Source organism: Thermomonospora cellulosilytica, assembly GCF_014138835.1.
In the GTDB taxonomy this organism is placed as follows: domain Bacteria; phylum Actinomycetota; class Actinomycetes; order Streptosporangiales; family Streptosporangiaceae; genus Thermomonospora; species Thermomonospora amylolytica.
The window spans coordinates 7,331,852-7,349,184 of the sequence record NZ_JACJII010000001.1 but is presented as its reverse complement, the minus strand read 5'-3'; the positions used below and the strand labels follow the sequence as shown (position 1 = coordinate 7,349,184).

Below are 17,333 nucleotides of genomic sequence, written 5' to 3'. Positions count from 1 at the left end.
GGCACCGGCGGGAATCGGACGCGACTACAGGGCTTGGGAGATGCGGGGGTCGGTGGAGGGGGTGGGGGTGCCGGTGCGGACCCAGGGGGTGCCGCCGAAGTGCTTGGTGAGGATCTTCTCGGCGGTCCGGGTGGCCAGGGCCTGGGTGGTGAGGGTGGGGTTGGGGCCGCCGAGGGCGTTGGGGAGGGCGGAGTTGTCGGCGACGTAGAGGTTCCCGACCCAGCGGCTCTCGGCGTCGGCGTTCAGGACGGAGTCGTCGGGGGAGTGGCCCATCCGCATGGACGAGTGGACGTGCAGGAGGAGCGGGGCCCAGTCGTAGCGGTAGACGCGGCGGGCGCCGGCCTTGCGGAGCAGTTCGGTGGCCTTGCGGGCGAGGAACTCGCGGTTGTCCACGGTGCGGCGGGTGCGGGCCCGGCCGTTCATGATCACCTTGGCGACGGCCCCGTGCTCGTCGGGCGGGAAGGCCGACAGCACGACGCGGTTGCGCGCCTGCACGTCGTCGCCGGTCAGGATGAGGATGTTGACCAGGTTGTCGATGCCGTTCCGCATCGCGTCCTTCAGCTCCGGGCCGAGGACGCGGCCGGCGCGGCCGTCCCAGGGGCCCTGCATGCCGCGGCCGTTGGTGTACCGGCCGCGGATGCCGCTGTCGGACAGGGCCATGGTGAACGCCTGCATGGCGGGCGGCAGGCCGAGCTGCTCGAGCGCGCCGCGGCCGGGGAAGTCGCAGCGGGCGGCCGAGGACGGTCCCTTCGACGAGCCGGTCTCCTCGTCGAACAGGCCGGTGACGCCGTCCAGGAAGTGGTCGGTGTAGCCGCGGCCGACCCAGCCGTTCGGGTTGGGCAGCCCGCTGCCCAGCCACAGCCGGGGCGTCTCGGTCGCGCCGCCGGCCAGCACGACCACCTCGGCGTCCTCGCGGTGCCGCTCACCGGTGCGGGTGTCGCGCCAGGTGACGCCGGTGGCGACGGTCCGGCTGCCGCGCCGCTCGGTGTGCACCTTGAGCACGAACGCGTCGGGGATCAGCGTCACGTCCCTGCCCTCGCGCGACCAGGCGGAGGCGGTCAGCGCCATCGGCACGTAGCTGTTGTCGGTGGACCGCTTGGCGAACTGGTTGCGCGGTGCCTTGATCGGCTCCATGCACCCCTCCAGGCAGAACCCGCAGTACGTGCATCCGGTGGCCTGCGGATAGCGCAGCCTGGCCGGGTCGGTGGTGAGCCCCGCCGTGCCGCCCGGCTGGAGGATGGCGTTCTCCTGCGGACGGTAGGAGTCCCGCAGCGTGTCCTTGGTGGTCTGGACGGGGATGCCGAGCTGCTCGGCGCCCCGGAAGAACACCGTCTCCTTGGTCCCCATGGCGGCGGTCTGCACCGGCAGCGTCGCCTCCACCCACTCGTAGTACGGCACCAGCTCCTCGTACGGGAAGGGGAACGCGTGCTCGGTGTCGTAGGCGTCCTTGTCCGGCCCGTCGTACCCGGCGAACAGCCCCCGGTAGGCGCGCGGCGAGTTGCCGTAGTAGTGCTGGGTGGTGCCGCCGACACCGGCGAGCTGCAGCACGTACGAGTTCTGCGGCTCCTCCCGCAGCCAGGCCGGCTTGTCACGGTCGGACGGCCCGAACCGCAGGAACCCGGTCAGCGGGTTGTTGGCGTCGTTCTCGTAGTGCGTCCACGAGGCCCGCGGATCGGTGTAGTGCGGCCCCGCCTCCAGCAACAGCACGTCCAGCCCGAACGCCGCCAGCTCCTTGGCCACCACGGGACCGCCGCCGCCGGCCCCGACCACGATCACGTCGCGCATCAGCCCGTCACCTGCTTCCGACCCTGGTAGTAGCCCTTGTGCTCGTCCCATCCGTCGATCGACGGCGTGTAACCGGAGACCTGCCAGCCCACCGGACGCCCGCGCAGCCGCCTGGTGTCGGGGTCGAACACCGCCCACTCCGAGTACGCCCCCAGCGCCGTCAGCTCCAGCAGCGCCCCGGCCAGGAACTTCAGCAGCCCCGACACCGACCCCTTGAACGGCTCCGGCAGATGCCGGTCGAAGAGCGACACCAGCGTGGGGTCCGGCCCTTCCAGCAGCTCGAACACCCGCGCCTTGCGCGCGTACCGCAGCCGGGCGAACGGCGACAGGAACGGCCCCGCGACCGCCGGCGGATCGACCCGTACCGCCTCCAGGTTGAGCAGCAGCGCCACCACCGGGGCCAGCGGCACCGTCGCGTCGTTCTCCAGCAGCCGCCGCAGCCCCGCGTCGACCCGCCCGAGCACCCCGCCGGGCGCGTCGTCCCGCGGCGACGGCAGCGCCAGCCCCCCGGCCCCCTGCATCAGCGCCCGCATGATCGGCACCGCGAGCCGGTCGGGGAACGGCAGGTACCGGTTGAGATGCTCGACCAGGAACTGCGGCGTCCTGGCCTCGATGCCCCCCGGCTCCGGCCGCGGCGTCCCCTGCACCCGCGAGTACAGGTCCGGCCCCGGCATCACGAACACCGCCAGCCCGCTGAACGTGTCCACCGCCAGCCGCGACAGCGCCTGCCGCACCAGCCCCGCATCATCCGGCTCGGCGGCCCCCGCCACCCCGGGCACGGCCAGCGCCGCCCCCGCCAACCCGCTCGAGACCAGGAACGCCCGACGTTCCATCGGCATCACCTCTCAACGTCCACCAGACGACGATTAGAGGTGATGTCCAATAAAGCTCACTTCAAGTGATCGGAGCGTGGCCACAAGTGTCCACCCCGGCGGGGTTTGACGCGCCGGGTCCGGGTGATGACGACCGGTTACGCCCTGATCCCGAACTCGCGGTACACCCGGTCCCAGAAGCCGTCGCGGAGCCAGGTGCGGGCCTCCTGGTAGGGGCGCAGCGAGCGGCCCAGCTCCTTCTCGGCCTCGATCAGCAGTTCCTTGTCGATGACCGGGGGGAGGATGGGTCCGGGCAGCAGGTCGCGGATGTTGTCGCGGCCCCGTTCGAACAGCCACTTCTGGGCGACGTGCTCGCCGATCTCCAGCATCTGGTGGCGGTCCGGGCCGAGCTTGCCGTCGGTGTGCGGGATCGCCAGCGGGCTCCCGGTGGGCCGGCCGCCCGCGGTGGGAACGGGCCTGGTCGCCGGGACCCGGCCGGCGAACACCTGGGACGGCGAGGGCACCGGGGCGGCCTTGACCGGGGCCGGCTCGCGCGGCGCCGGGGCCGGCGGCACCGGCAGGACCTTGGCCTTGGTGAAGTAGGGGCGCAGGAAGTCCGCCGTGAGCACCTCCACGGTGTCGGACTCCCACACCAGCCATTCGGCCTGGTTGGAGCCGTGCGTGGGCTCCACCCCCCACAGATGAACCCGCACCCCGTACGACTGGGCGGCCTCCACGGCGGGCAGCATGTCCTCGTCCCCGGCCAGCAGCACCGCGTCGGTGATGGCGCGGTGCCGGGCCAGCGACTCCAGGTCGGCGCGGAGCTGGGCGTCCACGCCCTTCTGCTGGCCCTGGGCGTTCAGGTTGCCCAGCCGCAGCTTCACCAGCGGCAGGTTGGCGATCACCCGCTGGTCCACGGTCGGCTGGCGGCGCGGCGCGGCGTCGAACCAGTACACCCGCAGCAGCTCGCCCCGCAGCCCCTCGGCGGCATGGCTGGTCAGCGCCAGGATCAGCTTCTCGGCAGCCACCCGGTACTCGCGGCGCGAGGTGGCGTCCAGGAGCAGCGCCCCCGAGGCAGCGTAGAGGTATCCCGCGTCCACGAAGACGGCGTAGCGGGCGGGCTGGGGAACGAGCTCCGAGGTAGCCATGGGCTTTCTACCTTATTCGCGGACGGGTCCCGGCGGAGGGGAACCGCCCGGCGCACCGCGTGGCACGCCCGGAGACATGCCCGGCGACCAGGGGCGAACACCCCGTTCCCGGGCGCCCGGGAACGGGGTGCGAGGTCGTCAGCGCGGCAGCATCGACGCCCGCCAGGCGCCCGGCCCGTGCGGCAGCGGCCGGCGCACCATCGCCGACCGGTCCGCCCACGCCGACACCGGCCGCGGTCCGTCGTCGCCGCCTGTCGCGGCGGCCGCGGCGGCCGCCCGCGCGGTCAGCACCGCCACCAGCGCGGCGATCTCCTCGGGTGTGGCGTCCCCTCGGACGACCTGCAGGAACGGCCTGTCCTGAGCGCTCACCGGGGCCTCCTCACAGCGGACGGGTCACAGCGGGATGTTGCCGTGCTTCTTGGGCGGCAGCGCGGCCCGCTTGTCGCGCAGCGCCCGCAGCGCCCGGATCACCTGGGCGCGGGTCTCCGACGGCTTGATCACCGCGTCGACGTAGCCGCGCTCGGCCGCGATGTACGGGTTGGCCAGCGTGTCCTCGTACTCGGTGATCAGCTCGGCGCGCCGGGCGTCGGGGTCCTCGGCGGCGGCCAGCTCCCGCCGGTACAGGATGTTCACCGCGCCCTGCGCCCCCATCACCGCGATCTGCGCGGTCGGCCAGGCCAGGTTGATGTCGGCGCCCAGGTGCTTGGAGCCCATGACGTCGTACGCGCCGCCGTACGCCTTGCGGGTGATCACGGTGACCAGCGGCACGGTGGCCTCGGCGTAGGCGTACAGCAGCTTGGCGCCGCGCCGGATGATCCCGCCGTACTCCTGGTCGGTGCCGGGCAGGAAGCCGGGCACGTCCACGAAGGTCAGCACCGGGACGTTGAACGCGTCGCAGGTCCGCACGAACCGGGCGGCCTTCTCCGAGGCGTCGATGTCCAGCGTCCCGGCGAGCTGCATCGGCTGGTTGGCCACCACGCCCACCGAGCGGCCCTCGACCCGCCCGAACCCGCAGATGATGTTGGGCGCGAACATCGGGTGGACCTCGAGGAACTCCCCGTCGTCCAGCACGTGCTCGATCACCGTGTGCATGTCGTACGGCTGGTTCGGCGAGTCGGGGATCAGGGCGTCCAGCGCCGCGCACTCGGCGACCGCCTCGTCCAGGTCCACCGGCACGTCGAAGGCCGGCGGGTCGGACAGGTTGTTGGACGGCAGGTACGACAGCAGCGCCTTGACGTACTCGAACGCGTCGTTCTCGTCGGACGCCTGGTAGTGCGCCACCCCCGACCTGGTGTTGTGCGTGTGCGCGCCGCCCAGCTCCTCCATCGTCACCGTCTCGCCGGTGACCGTCTTGATCACGTCCGGCCCGGTGATGAACATGTGCGAGGTCCGGTCGACCATCACGATGAAGTCGGTGATCGCCGGCGAGTACACCGCGCCGCCCGCGCACGGCCCCATGACCAGCGAGATCTGCGGGATCACCCCGGAGGCGTGCACGTTGCGCTTGAAGATCTCCGCGTACAGGCCGAGCGCCACCACGCCCTCCTGGATGCGGGCGCCGCCGGAGTCGTTGATCCCGATGACCGGGCAGCCGGTCTTGAGGGCGTGGTCCATGACCTTGCAGATCTTCTCGCCGAAGACCTCGCCCAGGGAGCCGCCCATCACGGTGGCGTCCTGGCTGAACACCGCCACGTGCCGGCCGTCGATGGTGCCGTACCCGGTGACCACCCCGTCGCCGTAGGGACGGTTCTTGTCCATCCCGAAGTTGGTCGACCGGTGCCGGGCCAGCTCGTCGAACTCCACGAACGAGCCGGGGTCCAGCAGGGCGTCGATCCGCTCCCGGGCGGTCATCTTGCCCTTGGCATGCTGCTTCTCGACGGCCTTGGCCGAGCCCGCGTGGACCGCTTCGTACCTGCGGCGCTCCAGCTCGGCGATCTTGCCGGCGGTGGTGTGGATGTCGATATCGCCCGTGGGCTCGGGAGCATGCATCGCCATAGGCAGCACTGTAACCAGGCGCTTGCGGTGCTCGGCGGGCAGGTCCCCGATGACGGCGGACCGCCCGATTTCCGCTGGAGGCGGCTGGCTAGGCTGGGGCCGTGGCCACTGAAACGGACGCACCCACCGAGACCGCTCCCGAGCGCCGCAGGGCGCTGCGCGAGGAGATGCCCGAGCCGCTGCGCCGGGACGTCCGGCTGCTCGGCGCCATGCTGGGCGACAGCCTGGTCGAGTACGGCGGCCGGGAACTGCTGGACGACGTGGAACGGCTCCGCCGGGCGGTGATCGACGCCCGCCGCGGCCTGGTCCCCGTCGACGAGGTCGCCGCCATCGTGAACGGCTGGTCGCTGGAACGGGCCGAGCAGGTGGCGCGGGCGTTCACCGTCTACTTCCACCTGACCAACCTGGCCGAGGAGCACCACCGCATCCGCACCCTGCGCGAACGGGACACCGACCCGGCCGTCCCGGTCAAGGGCTCGCTGGCGGCGGCGGTGCAGCGGGTCCGCGAGATGGGCGAGCACCGGCTGGCCGAGGTGCTGGAGGGGCTGGAGTTCCGGCCGGTGTTCACCGCGCACCCGACCGAGGCCCGCCGCCGCGCCGTGGTCACCGCGATCATGCGGATCAGCGGTCTGCTGGAGGCGTTCAACGACCCCCGGCTGGGCGCGGCCGAACGGGTGGAGCTGGAACGCCGGCTGCGCGAGGAGGTCGACCGGCTGTGGCGGACCGCGCTGCGCCGGCGCACCCAGATGGACCCGCTCGACGAGGTCCGCACCGCGATGGCGGCGTTCGACGAGACGATCTTCCGGGTGCTGCCGCAGGTCTACCGCACCCTGGACGCGGCGCTGGACGTGCCCGGCGAGCCCGGCCCGGCCACCGGCGCGCGGCCCCCGCGCGCCCGCGCCTACGTGCGGTTCGGCAGCTGGATCGGCGGCGACCGGGACGGCAACCCGTACGTGACCGCGCAGGTCACCCGGGAGGCGATGCTGATCCAGGCCGAGCACGTGCTGCGCGCCCTGGAGAACGCCTGCACCCGGATCGGCCGGGAGCTGACCGTCGCCGAGGACACCACCCCGGCGTCGGCGGAGCTGCGCAACGCGCTGGCCGCCGCGCGCACCGCCCAGCCGAGGCGGATCGCCGAGATCGCCCAGCGCTCCCCGGGCGAGCCGCACCGGCAGTACCTGCTGTTCACCGCCGAGCGGATCGCCGCGACCCGGCTGCGGGACGCCGACCTGGCCTACGGCTCCCCCGACGAGCTGCTGGAGGACCTGCGGCTGGTGCAGCGGTCGCTGGCCGCCGCCGGGGCGGCCCGGCAGGCGTACGGGGAGCTGCAGCACCTGATCTGGCAGACCGAGACGTTCGGCTTCCACCTGGCCGAGCTGGAGATCCGCCAGCACTCGGAGATCCACGAGAAGGCGCTGGCCGAGGTCCGCGCGGGCGGGCCGTACTCGGAGATGACCGAGGAGGTGCTGGAGACCCTCCGGGTGGTCGCCTGGATCCAGCGGCGGTTCGGGGTCCGCGCCTGCCGCCGGTACGTGGTGTCGTTCACCCGTTCCGCCGACGACATCGCCGCCGTCCACGAGCTGGCCGCCTCGCTCGGCGACCGCGCCCCGGTCCTGGACGTGGTGCCGCTGTTCGAGACCGGCGAGGACCTGGAGCGCGCCCCGTCCGTGCTGGAGGGGATGCTGAAGATCCCCGCCGTGCAGAGGCGGCTGGAGGAGACCGGCCGCCGGCTGGAGGTCATGCTCGGCTACTCCGACTCGGCCAAGCAGCTCGGCCCCACCAGCGCCACCCTGCGGCTGTACGACACGCAGGAGGCGCTGGCGGCGTGGGCGGCCCGCAACGACGTCAAGCTGACCCTGTTCCACGGGCGCGGCGGCTCGCTGGGCCGCGGCGGCGGCCCGGCCAACCGGGCGATCCTGGCGCAGGCCCCCGGCTCGGTGGCGGGCCGGTTCAAGGTCACCGAGCAGGGCGAGGTGATCTTCGCCCGGTACGGCCAGCAGCAGATCGCCAAGCGGCACGTCGAGCAGGTCACCAACGCGGTCATGCTGGCCTCCACCCCCGACGTGGAGGCGCGTGCCCGCCAGGCCGCCGACCGGTTCCGCCCGCTGGCCGACCGGATCGGCGCGGCCGCCAAGGACGCGTTCCGCTCGCTGATCGAGACCGAGGGCTTCGCCGAGTGGTTCGCCCGGATCAGCCCGCTGGAGGAGATCTCCGAGCTGCGGATCGGGTCCCGCCCGTCCCGCCGCAAGGCCGCCAAGGGACTGGAGGACCTGCGCGCCATCCCGTGGGTGTTCGCCTGGACGCAGACCCGGATCAACCTGCCCGGCTGGTACGGGCTCGGCTCGGGCCTGGCGGCCGTCTCCCAGGAGGGGCTTGCGGAGCTGAAGGAGGCGTACGCGGCCTGGCCGCTGTTCGCCGCCATGCTCGACAACGCCGAGATGAGCCTGGCCAAGACCGACCGGGCCATCGCCGAGCGCTACCTGGCCCTCGGCGGCCGTCCCGAGATGACCGAGACGGTGCTCGCCGAGTACGACCGGACCCGTTCCCTGGTGCTCGCGGTCACCGGCCACGAACGGCTGCTGGAGAACCGCCGTGTGCTGTCCCGCGCCGTCGAGCTGCGCAACCCGTACGTGGACGCGCTGTCGCACCTGCAACTGCGGGCGCTGACCGCGCTGCGGGCGGGCGTCACCGACGACGCCGAACGCGAACGGCTGCAGGAACTGCTGCTGCTGTCGGTCAACGGCGTCGCCGCCGGGCTGCAGAACACCGGCTGACCAGGTTGTATGGAAAGGTGAACAGCTCACCTTTCACCGACCTGGAACGGCCGCCGCTCAGCGAGCGGGCGCTGGAGCGGATGCTGGTCCGGCCCGAGGGGCTGTGGCGGCGGATCCAGGTGGTGACCGAGACCGGATCCACCAACGCCGACCTGGCCGAGGCGGTCAGGGCGGGCGCGGACGAGGGGCGGGTGCTGGTCGCCGAGTCCCAGACCGCGGGACGCGGGCGGCTCGGCCGGTCCTGGACGGCGCCGCCGCGGTCGGGGCTGATGTTCTCGGTGCTGCTGCGGCCGGCCGTGGGGGCGCAGGCGCTGGGCTGGCTGCCGCTGCTGACCGGGCTGTCGGTCGCCACCGCGGTGCGCCGGATCACCGGCCGCGCCACCCGCGGCGACTTCGGGCAGGCCACCGGCACCCGGGCGGTGGACGTCCGGCTCAAGTGGCCCAACGACCTGCTAGTCGGGGACCGCAAGCTGGCCGGGATCCTGGCCGAGCGGGTCGCCGACGCCGTGGTCGTCGGGGTGGGGCTGAACGTGAGCCTGCGCGCCGACGAGCTGCCGGTGCCCACCGCGACCTCGCTGGCCTGCGAGAACGCTGCGTTCCAGGACCGGGAGGCGCTGCTGCGGGCGGTGCTGCGGGAGCTGGAGACCTGGTACCGGGAGTGGACCGCGCTGGGCGGCGACCCGGAGACCAGCGGCCTGCGCACCGCCTACAAGGAGTTGTGCGCCACCCTCGACCGGCGGGTGCGGGTGATGCTGCCGGGGGACCGCGAGCTGACCGGCGTCGCGGTGGACGTGGACCCGGCGGGCGGCCTGGTGGTCCGCGGCGACGACGGCGCGGGCCACGTGGTCCATGCCGGCGACGTGGTCCACGTGCGATGACCGGAACCGGGTTGTTTGCCCGCCGGAACACCCATCCGGCCCGGTTTCTGTCACGATAATCTGCGATGGGCCCGCCCAAGCGCGAACGGGGGCTGCTGGTGCTGAACGACGGACCGTACCCGCTGATCGAGGATGGCCGGCATGGCGCCCTCGGCTGAGCCGCCGGGCGACCCCGTGGGCGACTCCGTGGGCGACGGCGTTCCCGATCCCAGGCAGATCGAGGAGCTGCTGCTCGGCGGGGAGCTGAAGTACACCCGGGTGGACGCCGTGCGGCTCGGCGGCGTGACCAAGGACTTCTCCCAGCGGCTGTGGCGGGCGTTCGGCTATCCGCACCTCAGCGACGACGCGGTGGCCTTCACCGAACGCGACATCGAGACGCTGTGCCGACTGCGCCGCCTGATGGACGACGGGATCCTCGACGAGGACGGCGTGATCCGGCTGGTGCGGGCGTTCGGGCAGACCATGACCCGGCTCGCCGAGTGGCAGGTGGACCTGCTGACCAGCATGCTCGGCCAGGAGCGCGACCCGGCCGAGCCGCCCAGCCCGGAGTCCATGCGGCTGCTGGCCGAGCTGGCCGAAAAGCACATCGAGGACTTCGAGCCGCTGGTGGTGCACGCCTGGCGGCGCCAGCTCGCCGCCGCCGGCACCCGCGCGATGGCGAGCGCCGCCACCACCGACGAGGCGCCCGCCCCGGCCCGCGCCACCGTGGGCTTCGCGGACATGGTGTCGTTCACCCAGATGAGCCGGGAGCTGGACGAGCCGGAGCTGGCCCGGGTGGTCGAGCGGTTCGAGGAGACCGCCGCCGACGTGGTCGCCTCCGGCGGCGGCCGCCTGGTCAAGACCCTCGGCGACGAGGTGCTGTTCTCCGCCGACGCCCCCGAGCTGGGCGGGGAGATCGCCCTGCGGATCGCCGAGGCGATCAAGGACGAGACCGAGATGCCCGACGTCCGCGTCGGCGTCGCCTACGGTCCCGTGCTGCCCATGCGCGGCGACGTCTTCGGCACCACCGTCAACCTGGCCGCCCGCCTCACCTCGATCGCCCGCCCCGGCTCGGTCCTCATCGACGCCGAGCTGGCCGCCAAGCTCGAGAAGAACGACGACTACACCATCACCCGCATCGTCCGCCGCCCCGCCCGCGGCCTGGGCATCATCCAGCCCTACGTCCTGCGCCGCGCCACCGCCTACTCCCCCCGCTACCGCCGCTGAACACGAACGAGGCGGGGCGTCCGCCCCGCCTCGTTCACCTTCCCGGCCCGTTCAGAACCACCGGGACCGGAACCCGCCCCGCCGTTCGCGGTGGGCGACCCCCAGCCCGTACCCGGACAGCAGCCCGGCCACGAGCCAGGCGAGGCCGTACACGATGACCGTGAGGGCGATGGAGCCCAGGTCTTCGGGGACCGTCCTGATCGCCGAGTGAACGCCGGTCATGCCCGCAGCCTCGCCCACACGACCTTGCCCCCGTCGCGCAGCCGGGTGACGCCGCAGGCGGCGGCCAGCGCGGTGACGATGGTCAGCCCCCATCCGCCGTTGTCGTCGAAGTGCTCCGGCCGCAGGTCGAGATCTTCGGGCCGCACTTCGGCGACCGGCGGCGGCTGCCGGGGAACGACCGGATTGCCGTCGGCGATCCCCAGCACGATCCCGTCGCCGTCGCGACGGCAGTACACGGTGACGCACCCGGCCGGTGGAGTGACCGCGATCGCGTTGGCCATCAGCTCGGCCAGGATCAGCCGCGCGTCATAGCGGGCGTCCTCACCCAGCCCCCAGCGCAACAGCCGCTGTTCCACCAGGCTCCAGGCCAGCCCCACACTGGCGGGCGAGGCCGCCATCGGCATCCGCAGCTCGTCGGCCCCGGCCTCCACGACGGTCACCGGACCGCCCCACCGCAGGGAACGAGCGGGCACGCGGCCACCCACGCACCCGACACCAGTACTCTCATCGGTACCTCCTAGTAGGGGGAAGCCGCGCGACCGGGCCAGGCAGCCAACCGAACCCCGGTCGCGCGGCGGCTTTTCGCCGGAACTCTGCTTCGTCACCACCCTGACGAGTGGATTGTCCGTTACTCCCCGCACAGATCCAGCTACTTGCTAGGATGCATGTGGCTGCACGGAAGTGCAAGGGATTGTTTGCAACCTGTCATCTGATGGGTTGCAGAAAGTGGTGATCATGGCGCGAGGCAGGCACATACCGACCGTGGCGAGCAGTCGGCTCGCCGCCGAGCTGCGGGCGCTGCGCGAACGCGCGGGGTTCACCTGGGAGGCCGTGGCCGAGGAGATGGGCTGGTCCGAGAGCAAGGTCTACCGGATCGAGAACGACAAGAGCCGCATCCTGGCCCGCGACGTCAAGCGGCTGATCAAGCTCTACGAGGTCGATGACGCCAAAGCCGAGGCCCTGCTCGAACTCGCCCGCCGCGCCCGCGAGCCCGACTGGTGGCACCGCTACTCCGGCGCCATCCCCGAGTGGTTCCAGGTCTACGTCGTCCTGGAGGCGTCCGCGTCCGAGATCCGCGGGTACGAGTCAGAACTCGTCCCCGGCATCATGCAGACCGAGGACTACGCCAGAGCCATCCTGTCCACCGCGCCGATCCTCGACTCCGACGAGGAGATCGAGAACAAGGTCGCCGTACGAGTGAACCGCCAGGCACGGTTGACCGGCGACAATCCGCTCAACATCTGGATGGTCATCAACGAAGCGGTCATTCGCCGTGTGGTCGGCGGCCCCAAGGTCATGCGCGGACAGCTCGAACGTCTGGTAGAGCTGGCCAAGTTGCGCAACGTCACGCTCCAGGTGCTGCCGTTCGAGTCCGGTGCGCATCCGGGAATGCATGGGGCGTTCAAACTCATGCGTTTCCCGGCGGATGGAAACCCCGACAAGGTGTACATGGAGCTCGAGGTTGGCGGTCTATACACCCAGAAGACGCATGAGGTGGAGCGGTATAGCCTGATATTCGACCACTTGCGTGCCCGGGCGCTCGGACCGGAGCAGACGATCAAGCTGATCCGTCAGGTGGCCGCCGAGTTGAACTCATGAGCATCCGAGAAGGAGACCTCGTCATGGCCCCTACCCACGTCGATTGGCGCAAGAGCAGCCACAGCGGTCACAACGGCGGTGACTGTGTCGAGGTCGCCCGGCTGGACGCTGGCGTCGGCCTGCGCGATTCCAAGAACCCCGCCGCCGGTCACCTTACCGTCCCGCCCGCCGCCTTCGCCGCCCTCCTGGCCCGCGTCAAGCGCGACGAGCCGACCGCCTGACCGTCTCTCACCCCTCAAGCCCCGGCGACCCTCGACGGGCTTGGGGGGTGACGCCTGCCGAGGGTTCCCGCACACTGGGCATGACCGCGCTCGACCGCCCCTTGCAGGAGCCGACATGCCCCGTACGACCGTCACCTGGCGCAAGAGCACCCACAGCGGCAACACCGGCGGCGACTGCGTCGAGGTCGCCCGCCTGACGGTCCCCTCACCCCAAGGGAAGTGGCGCAAGAGCACCCACAGCGGCGCGAACGGTGACTGTGTCGAGGTTGCTCGCTTGGCAGCCGCCATCGGCCTGCGCGACTCCAAGAACCCCGCCGCCGGTCACCTCACCGTCCCGCCCGCCGCCTTCGCCGCCCTCCTCACCCACCTCAAGCGCGACGCCCCCAGCGCCTGATCGAGCGACCTTGTCAGGCGGTCGGGCCGGACAAGCCGTTCTGACTGAGTGTTCTCCGGCCGATCAGTGCGGAGGCGGCTCTTCCGCCGCTCCGGGCATCACACTGCGAGGGCATCCGGCCGTTCCTCTCCCGTATCCGCCAAGGCATGGGACTCTTCCTTGACGTTGCGAAGTGTTGCGTTCAATCCTGCCGTCAGATGGCGCAACATCCGGCAACACCTGGATGGAGGGTGGGCGATGCGTCTGACGTTCCTGGGCATTGACACGGGCAAGGACGGATGCCCGACGCTCTACAGCACCGATCGCGAGTCCTATGTGGTGCAGGGATGGCGGGTGGGCGATGCCGCCGTCATCGCCGAGCTGGGGCTCGAGGCGGGTGAAACGTGTGTGGAGGTGCCGGCCCGGCTGATGACCTTCCTGGAGGACCCCGGGGATCTGGTCGGCACGGGACGGCGGCCCTATCTGAGGACGGCGAAGGGGACCTACGTGGTGAAGGGGCCGGAGGTGACGGACGCCGAGGCGCTGGCGCAGATGGACGTCCCCGGGCACGAGACCGCGGTGGAGGTGCCCAAGCAGGCCATGGCCGACCTGGCGAGGAACACGACATGGAGTGGCTGACCGACGAGGAACGGCAGGGGCTGTTCGACACCTTCGAGCGGGATGCCTTCCACCTGGAGATGCGGGACGTGTACCGCGTCGAGGACGAGGTGGAGCCGCTGCGCAAATGGCGCCAGGGCGTGTGGACCGAGGAGGAGGCCGCCCAGTGGTGGGAGCCGTGGCTGGTCAAGATGAGGAAGGCCACGGGCGAGGGCAGGACGGTGCGCAGGCTTCGTATCGTCACCGAGCCGATCACCGACTACACCCGGTTCCTGTGGGAGGGGACGAGGTTCAACGTCTCGGCCGGTGAGGACGTCCGCTGGCTTCCCCGGCACCTGGTGCCAGAGGGAACGGTGCTCCCGCCCGAGGACGTGTGGCTCTTCGACGACTCCCGGCTGATCTTCAACCACTTCGACGAGCGGGCGTTGTCCATGCGCATGGAGCGGGTGCGCGATCCGGAGATGATCGCGCTGGTCGTCCAGGTGCGGGACGCACTGTGGCCGCTGGCGATTCCGCACGAGGAGTACCGGCCCGTCTAGACTCCTGCGATGTCGAGTCAGGTTCAGCAGGCTCGGGAGGCCCTGGGGGCACGCCTACGGGAGCTCCGCAGGGACGCGCGGCTGACCGGGCGGGCGCTCGCGCAGGCGGCCGGATGGCACCCCGCCAAGGTCAGCCGCCTTGAGCACGGCAAGCAGTCGCCGTCCGAAGATGACCTTCGCGAATGGTGCCGACTATGTGGTGCACCCGACGAGGCCGCGGATCTCATCGCGACCCACCGCAACATCGAGGCCGCGTATCTGGAATGGAAGCAGCAGCTCCGGACCGGGTTGAGGGTCAGGCAGAAGGCGTCCTATCCGCTGTACGAGAAGGCGTCCGTGATCCGGGCGTACGAGCCGGCCCTGATCCCCGGGCTGCTTCAGACGGCCGCCTACGCGCACGCGATCATGGGGCCGTACATCGAGGTGCTCCAGATTCCCGACGACCGGGAGCATGCCGTCCCGGCCCGGATGGAACGGCAACGGGTGCTGTACGAGGGCGACCGCCGGTTCCTGTTCGTGCTGGAGGAGGCGGCGCTCCGGACGCTCGTCGGCGACACGGAGGTGATGCTGGGCCAACTGGACCGGGTGCTGGCCGTCATGTCCCTGCCCCGGGTCAGCGTGGGGATCGTTCCCGCGCTGCGGGAACGCCGGATATGGCCCGCCGAGGGCTTCCTGATGTTCGACCGGACCGCCATCCAGATCGAGACGATCTCGGCCCAGCTCACCGTCACGCAACCCCGCGAGATCGCCCTGTACGCCGAGACGTTCGAACGGCTCCAACGGTCGGCCGTGTACGGGGAGCAGGCGCGAAAGCTCATCGCCGCAACCATCGAGGAGCTGCGCGCAATCTGACGCAATCTCCTGGACCGGTCTCCACGGCCGTCCTTACCTTCGCTTCGAAGGCCATCGAACCCCGCCGGGCCACGCGATCCGCGGACCGGACGGCCGGAGATGGCGTCCCCGGCCTCGTGCCCGAACCGGCCGGGGCCACGCGCGGCACCGGCCGCGCCCCGAGGCTCACAGGAGGAGCCGGATGAACGACCCGACGACCTTCGAGACGATCAGCGTCGAACTGCCCGAGGCGTTCGACCCGCGGTGGAACCGGATCCCCGGCATCACGGTGGACGGCCACCGTGTGACGCTCGACCCCGGCGCGTACTTCTTCAAGTTCACCGATCACACCTGGCTCGTGATCCCGTGGGAGCAGGTGGCGCGGGACATGCTCGGCGCGGTCGAGACGCCCGACAAGTCGCTGGAGCAGATCGCGCTGGAGTACATCCGGGCCAACGCCACCCCCACCGGCGACGCCGCGACCGTGCTGGCGACCGGCTACGAGGTGTACCGGTACGTCTTCCGCGAAGAGCACCTGGCCGACCTGGGGATGCCCCAGATCACCCCCGGCCACCTGACGATGCTCCGGCAGGCCGGTACGTTCATGGCCCTGAACAAGGTCGAGCTGACCGGCGAGATCTCCAACATCGGCCCGGCCTGGTTCTTCAACTCCACCACCCGCGCCGTGTTCGACCTGACCGACGAGCAGGGCGACATGCTCGACGAGCTGTACCACGGGGGCTGGTTCAACGAGACCCGCCGGCTGGAACTCGTGCGCGCGCACACCGCGCTCGGCGGGCGGCTCGTCCACGGCTGCCAGTCGGTGCCCGACCAGACCGGCGGCGCGGTCGTCCCGTACGGCGCTCCGCTGGGGGCGTTCCGTGCCGAGCTCGCCCGGATGAAGGACGGCTGGATCGCCGCGGTCGAAGCCTGCCGCGTCACCGCTTAGAGAAGGGGTTCCGCACTTGGACACCACCGAGGTCGACACCGTCCTGGACCGGCTGCTGGCTCAGCATGGGGCGTCGCTCGCCGAACGGCTGCCCATCCGGGTCTGGGAGCGGTCCGGGGTCGAGCGCCTGCGGCTGGGCGACGGGACCACGGTGGTGTTCAAGTACGCCGAAGGCCCGTTCGCCGACGAACACATCGCCTTGGACATCGCCCAGGGCGCCGGGCTCCCCGTCCCGCGTCGCCTGGCCGTCGTCCGCAGGCCGGACCTGCTCGGCATGTTCCTGGAAGACCTCGGTCCCGCCCTCCGCGAGGCCACCGACGACGACGGGGCCGGGCTCGCCGTCGCCGTTCACCAGGTCACCGCCACCGGCGTGCTCCCGGTTCTGAACGCGCGGCGCCTGGCCGCCATGCCCCGGGCGATCGTCGCCCGCCTCAGCCGGATCAACGGCGACGCCACGGGCCTGGAAGCCGCCCGCGCGCTCGATGAGGCCGCCACGGGCCGGGCGGCGGGAACCGGCCTGCCACCGTTCGGGCTGTGCCACTCCGAATGGCATCCCACCTCGGTCCACGTCGGCGAGACCGGCGTTCACCTGCTCGATCTCGCGCGGGCGTTCCACGGCCCCGGGCTGCTGGATCTCGCCTCCTGGCAGGGCACCGTCACCGTCCCCGACCCCGACCGGCTCACCGGACTGATCGAGGCGTACATCGCCGCGGGCGGCCCCGAGACCGCCCGCACTGATCGAGGTGGACTGCCCGCGGCCCGCTGGGCGCTCGGCTGGCACCGCGTCTGGGCGGCCGACTGGTTCACCCATCAGATGGCCATCGGCTGGGCCGCCGGAGCGGAGGAGACATGGATGAACGCGATCACCCGTCACCTCACCGACGCCGCCGACCTCCTGGACGCCTGACCCGGATCCGCGACCGATTCGAATGGACCCGCGCGCCCGGTGTCGGCCCGCCTTTCTCCCTCCTGGGAGACCTGCGTGGAGTACACGTGCTCGAACTCGGCTGCGGAGGCGGCCATAACCTCGCCCACCTCGCAGCACATCACGGTGCGCGAGCCACCGGCATCGACCACGACCCCACCAAGATAGAACGCGCCCGCGCGAGCTACGGGACGATCCCGGACCTGACGTTCATCCAGGCCGACGCCGCCCCCTACCTGGCGGCCCGGCCCTCGGCGTCCCTCGACCTCTGCCTGTCCATCTTCGGCGCCTACTCCTTCACCGACCCCGTCCCCCTCCTGGTGGAAACCGCCCGCGTGCTCCGCCCCGGAGGGCTGCTCGCCGCCACCTTCCGCGCGACCGACACCACCGACCTTGTTCTCGTCCTCCAGCGGAGATGAACATGCGCCCCTTCCCGCGCGTGTGCGCCTAGGGTGATC

The 17,333-nt window shown here is 71.6% G+C and carries 19 protein-coding genes; 12 read left to right on the top strand and 7 right to left on the bottom strand.

Annotated elements, in window-relative coordinates; all coding sequences use genetic code 11:
• Positions 1-24 precede the first annotated feature (24 nt).
• The 5 genes from HNR21_RS34415 to HNR21_RS34395 all read right to left on the bottom strand — a co-directional run bounded on the left by HNR21_RS34415 (position 25) and on the right by HNR21_RS34395 (position 5,740).
• Positions 25-1,785, bottom strand: a complete 1,761-nt coding sequence (locus HNR21_RS34415) for a GMC family oxidoreductase N-terminal domain-containing protein (RefSeq protein ID WP_182708389.1) — start codon at positions 1,783-1,785, stop codon at positions 25-27.
• On the bottom strand, positions 1,785-2,618 hold the full coding sequence (locus tag HNR21_RS34410) for a hypothetical protein (RefSeq protein ID WP_220500408.1): 834 nt from the start codon (positions 2,616-2,618) through the stop codon (positions 1,785-1,787). Before HNR21_RS34410 ends, HNR21_RS34415 begins: the two co-directional genes overlap by 1 nt.
• A gap of 137 nt (positions 2,619-2,755) precedes the next feature.
• The gene (locus HNR21_RS34405; protein ID WP_119728596.1) at positions 2,756-3,745 is read right to left on the bottom strand and encodes an NYN domain-containing protein; all 990 of its coding nucleotides are present in this window, start codon (positions 3,743-3,745) and stop codon (positions 2,756-2,758) included.
• A 138-nt stretch (positions 3,746-3,883) separates the two neighbouring features.
• Positions 3,884-4,114 (bottom strand): acyl-CoA carboxylase subunit epsilon, encoded by a 231-nt coding sequence (locus HNR21_RS34400; protein ID WP_182708387.1) that lies wholly within the window; start codon positions 4,112-4,114, stop codon positions 3,884-3,886.
• A 24-nt stretch (positions 4,115-4,138) separates the two neighbouring features.
• Positions 4,139-5,740: an acyl-CoA carboxylase subunit beta gene (locus HNR21_RS34395; protein WP_198679492.1), complete on the bottom strand. Its 1,602-nt coding sequence runs from the start codon at positions 5,738-5,740 to the stop codon at positions 4,139-4,141.
• 167 nt (positions 5,741-5,907) lie between these two features.
• On the opposite strand from HNR21_RS34395, the gene HNR21_RS34390 reads away from it, so the two are divergent.
• The 3 genes from HNR21_RS34390 (at position 5,908) to HNR21_RS34380 (ending at position 10,598) form a co-directional block, all read left to right on the top strand.
• Positions 5,908-8,514, top strand: a complete 2,607-nt coding sequence (locus HNR21_RS34390; protein ID WP_182708992.1) for a phosphoenolpyruvate carboxylase — start codon at positions 5,908-5,910, stop codon at positions 8,512-8,514.
• Between the two features lie 17 nt (positions 8,515-8,531).
• Positions 8,532-9,392 (top strand): biotin--[acetyl-CoA-carboxylase] ligase, encoded by an 861-nt coding sequence (locus tag HNR21_RS34385; RefSeq protein WP_182708386.1) that lies wholly within the window; start codon positions 8,532-8,534, stop codon positions 9,390-9,392.
• A gap of 141 nt (positions 9,393-9,533) precedes the next feature.
• Positions 9,534-10,598 carry an adenylate/guanylate cyclase domain-containing protein gene (locus tag HNR21_RS34380; RefSeq protein WP_119728599.1) on the top strand — a complete coding sequence of 355 codons (1,065 nt, stop codon included), beginning with the start codon at positions 9,534-9,536 and terminating at the stop codon, positions 10,596-10,598.
• A 51-nt stretch (positions 10,599-10,649) separates the two neighbouring features.
• Here HNR21_RS34380 and HNR21_RS34375 read toward each other — a convergent pair whose 3' ends face one another.
• Positions 10,650-10,820, bottom strand: a complete 171-nt coding sequence (locus HNR21_RS34375) for a hypothetical protein (protein WP_182708385.1) — start codon at positions 10,818-10,820, stop codon at positions 10,650-10,652.
• Complete coding sequence (locus HNR21_RS34370; RefSeq protein ID WP_157995898.1) at positions 10,817-11,293, bottom strand: ATP-binding protein; 477 nt, start codon at positions 11,291-11,293, stop codon at positions 10,817-10,819. Before HNR21_RS34370 ends, HNR21_RS34375 begins: the two co-directional genes overlap by 4 nt.
• A gap of 262 nt (positions 11,294-11,555) precedes the next feature.
• Between HNR21_RS34370 and HNR21_RS34365 the strand changes: the two genes are divergently transcribed.
• From HNR21_RS34365 to HNR21_RS34325, 9 genes are all read left to right on the top strand, one after another.
• Complete coding sequence (locus tag HNR21_RS34365) at positions 11,556-12,419, top strand: helix-turn-helix domain-containing protein (RefSeq protein ID WP_182708384.1); 864 nt, start codon at positions 11,556-11,558, stop codon at positions 12,417-12,419.
• A gap of 23 nt (positions 12,420-12,442) precedes the next feature.
• Positions 12,443-12,640 carry a DUF397 domain-containing protein gene (locus HNR21_RS34360; RefSeq protein WP_119728602.1) on the top strand — a complete coding sequence of 66 codons (198 nt, stop codon included), beginning with the start codon at positions 12,443-12,445 and terminating at the stop codon, positions 12,638-12,640.
• A gap of 115 nt (positions 12,641-12,755) precedes the next feature.
• Positions 12,756-13,034: a DUF397 domain-containing protein gene (locus HNR21_RS34355; RefSeq protein ID WP_119728603.1), complete on the top strand. Its 279-nt coding sequence runs from the start codon at positions 12,756-12,758 to the stop codon at positions 13,032-13,034.
• Positions 13,035-13,271: 237 nt separating this feature from the next.
• Positions 13,272-13,652 (top strand): hypothetical protein, encoded by a 381-nt coding sequence (locus tag HNR21_RS35780; protein ID WP_182708383.1) that lies wholly within the window; start codon positions 13,272-13,274, stop codon positions 13,650-13,652.
• Positions 13,640-14,170, top strand: coding sequence for a DUF6879 family protein (locus HNR21_RS34345; RefSeq protein WP_182708382.1), 531 nt, complete (start codon positions 13,640-13,642; stop codon positions 14,168-14,170). The genes HNR21_RS35780 and HNR21_RS34345 overlap by 13 nt, the downstream gene beginning before the upstream one ends.
• 9 nt (positions 14,171-14,179) lie before the next feature.
• Positions 14,180-15,022, top strand: a complete 843-nt coding sequence (locus tag HNR21_RS34340; protein ID WP_119728606.1) for a helix-turn-helix domain-containing protein — start codon at positions 14,180-14,182, stop codon at positions 15,020-15,022.
• Between the two features lie 181 nt (positions 15,023-15,203).
• On the top strand, positions 15,204-15,950 hold the full coding sequence (locus HNR21_RS34335) for a hypothetical protein (protein ID WP_119728607.1): 747 nt from the start codon (positions 15,204-15,206) through the stop codon (positions 15,948-15,950).
• 16 nt (positions 15,951-15,966) lie between these two features.
• Positions 15,967-16,857 carry an aminoglycoside phosphotransferase/kinase family protein gene (locus HNR21_RS34330; RefSeq protein ID WP_182708381.1) on the top strand — a complete coding sequence of 297 codons (891 nt, stop codon included), beginning with the start codon at positions 15,967-15,969 and terminating at the stop codon, positions 16,855-16,857.
• Entirely contained in the window at positions 16,800-17,294 is a 495-nt protein-coding gene (locus HNR21_RS34325) for a class I SAM-dependent methyltransferase (protein ID WP_119728609.1), read from the top strand. The genes HNR21_RS34330 and HNR21_RS34325 overlap by 58 nt, the downstream gene beginning before the upstream one ends.
• The last annotated feature ends 39 nt before the right edge of the window (positions 17,295-17,333 follow it).

Coding starts and splice junctions, on each gene's coding strand:
- HNR21_RS34415 (WP_182708389.1), bottom strand. CDS start 1,785: ATGCGCGACGTGATCGTGGTCGGGGCCGGCGGCGGCGGTCCCGTGGTG.
- HNR21_RS34410 (WP_220500408.1), bottom strand. CDS start 2,618: ATGGAACGTCGGGCGTTCCTGGTCTCGAGCGGGTTGGCGGGGGCGGCG.
- HNR21_RS34405 (WP_119728596.1), bottom strand. CDS start 3,745: ATGGCTACCTCGGAGCTCGTTCCCCAGCCCGCCCGCTACGCCGTCTTC.
- HNR21_RS34395 (WP_198679492.1), bottom strand. CDS start 5,740: ATGGCGATGCATGCTCCCGAGCCCACGGGCGATATCGACATCCACACC.
- HNR21_RS34390 (WP_182708992.1), top strand. CDS start 5,908: ATGCCCGAGCCGCTGCGCCGGGACGTCCGGCTGCTCGGCGCCATGCTG.
- HNR21_RS34380 (WP_119728599.1), top strand. CDS start 9,534: ATGGCGCCCTCGGCTGAGCCGCCGGGCGACCCCGTGGGCGACTCCGTG.
- HNR21_RS34375 (WP_182708385.1), bottom strand. CDS start 10,820: ATGACCGGCGTTCACTCGGCGATCAGGACGGTCCCCGAAGACCTGGGC.
- HNR21_RS34365 (WP_182708384.1), top strand. CDS start 11,556: ATGGCGCGAGGCAGGCACATACCGACCGTGGCGAGCAGTCGGCTCGCC.
- HNR21_RS34360 (WP_119728602.1), top strand. CDS start 12,443: ATGGCCCCTACCCACGTCGATTGGCGCAAGAGCAGCCACAGCGGTCAC.
- HNR21_RS34355 (WP_119728603.1), top strand. CDS start 12,756: ATGCCCCGTACGACCGTCACCTGGCGCAAGAGCACCCACAGCGGCAAC.
- HNR21_RS35780 (WP_182708383.1), top strand. CDS start 13,272: ATGCGTCTGACGTTCCTGGGCATTGACACGGGCAAGGACGGATGCCCG.
- HNR21_RS34345 (WP_182708382.1), top strand. CDS start 13,640: ATGGAGTGGCTGACCGACGAGGAACGGCAGGGGCTGTTCGACACCTTC.
- HNR21_RS34340 (WP_119728606.1), top strand. CDS start 14,180: ATGTCGAGTCAGGTTCAGCAGGCTCGGGAGGCCCTGGGGGCACGCCTA.
- HNR21_RS34335 (WP_119728607.1), top strand. CDS start 15,204: ATGAACGACCCGACGACCTTCGAGACGATCAGCGTCGAACTGCCCGAG.
- HNR21_RS34325 (WP_119728609.1), top strand. CDS start 16,800: ATGGATGAACGCGATCACCCGTCACCTCACCGACGCCGCCGACCTCCT.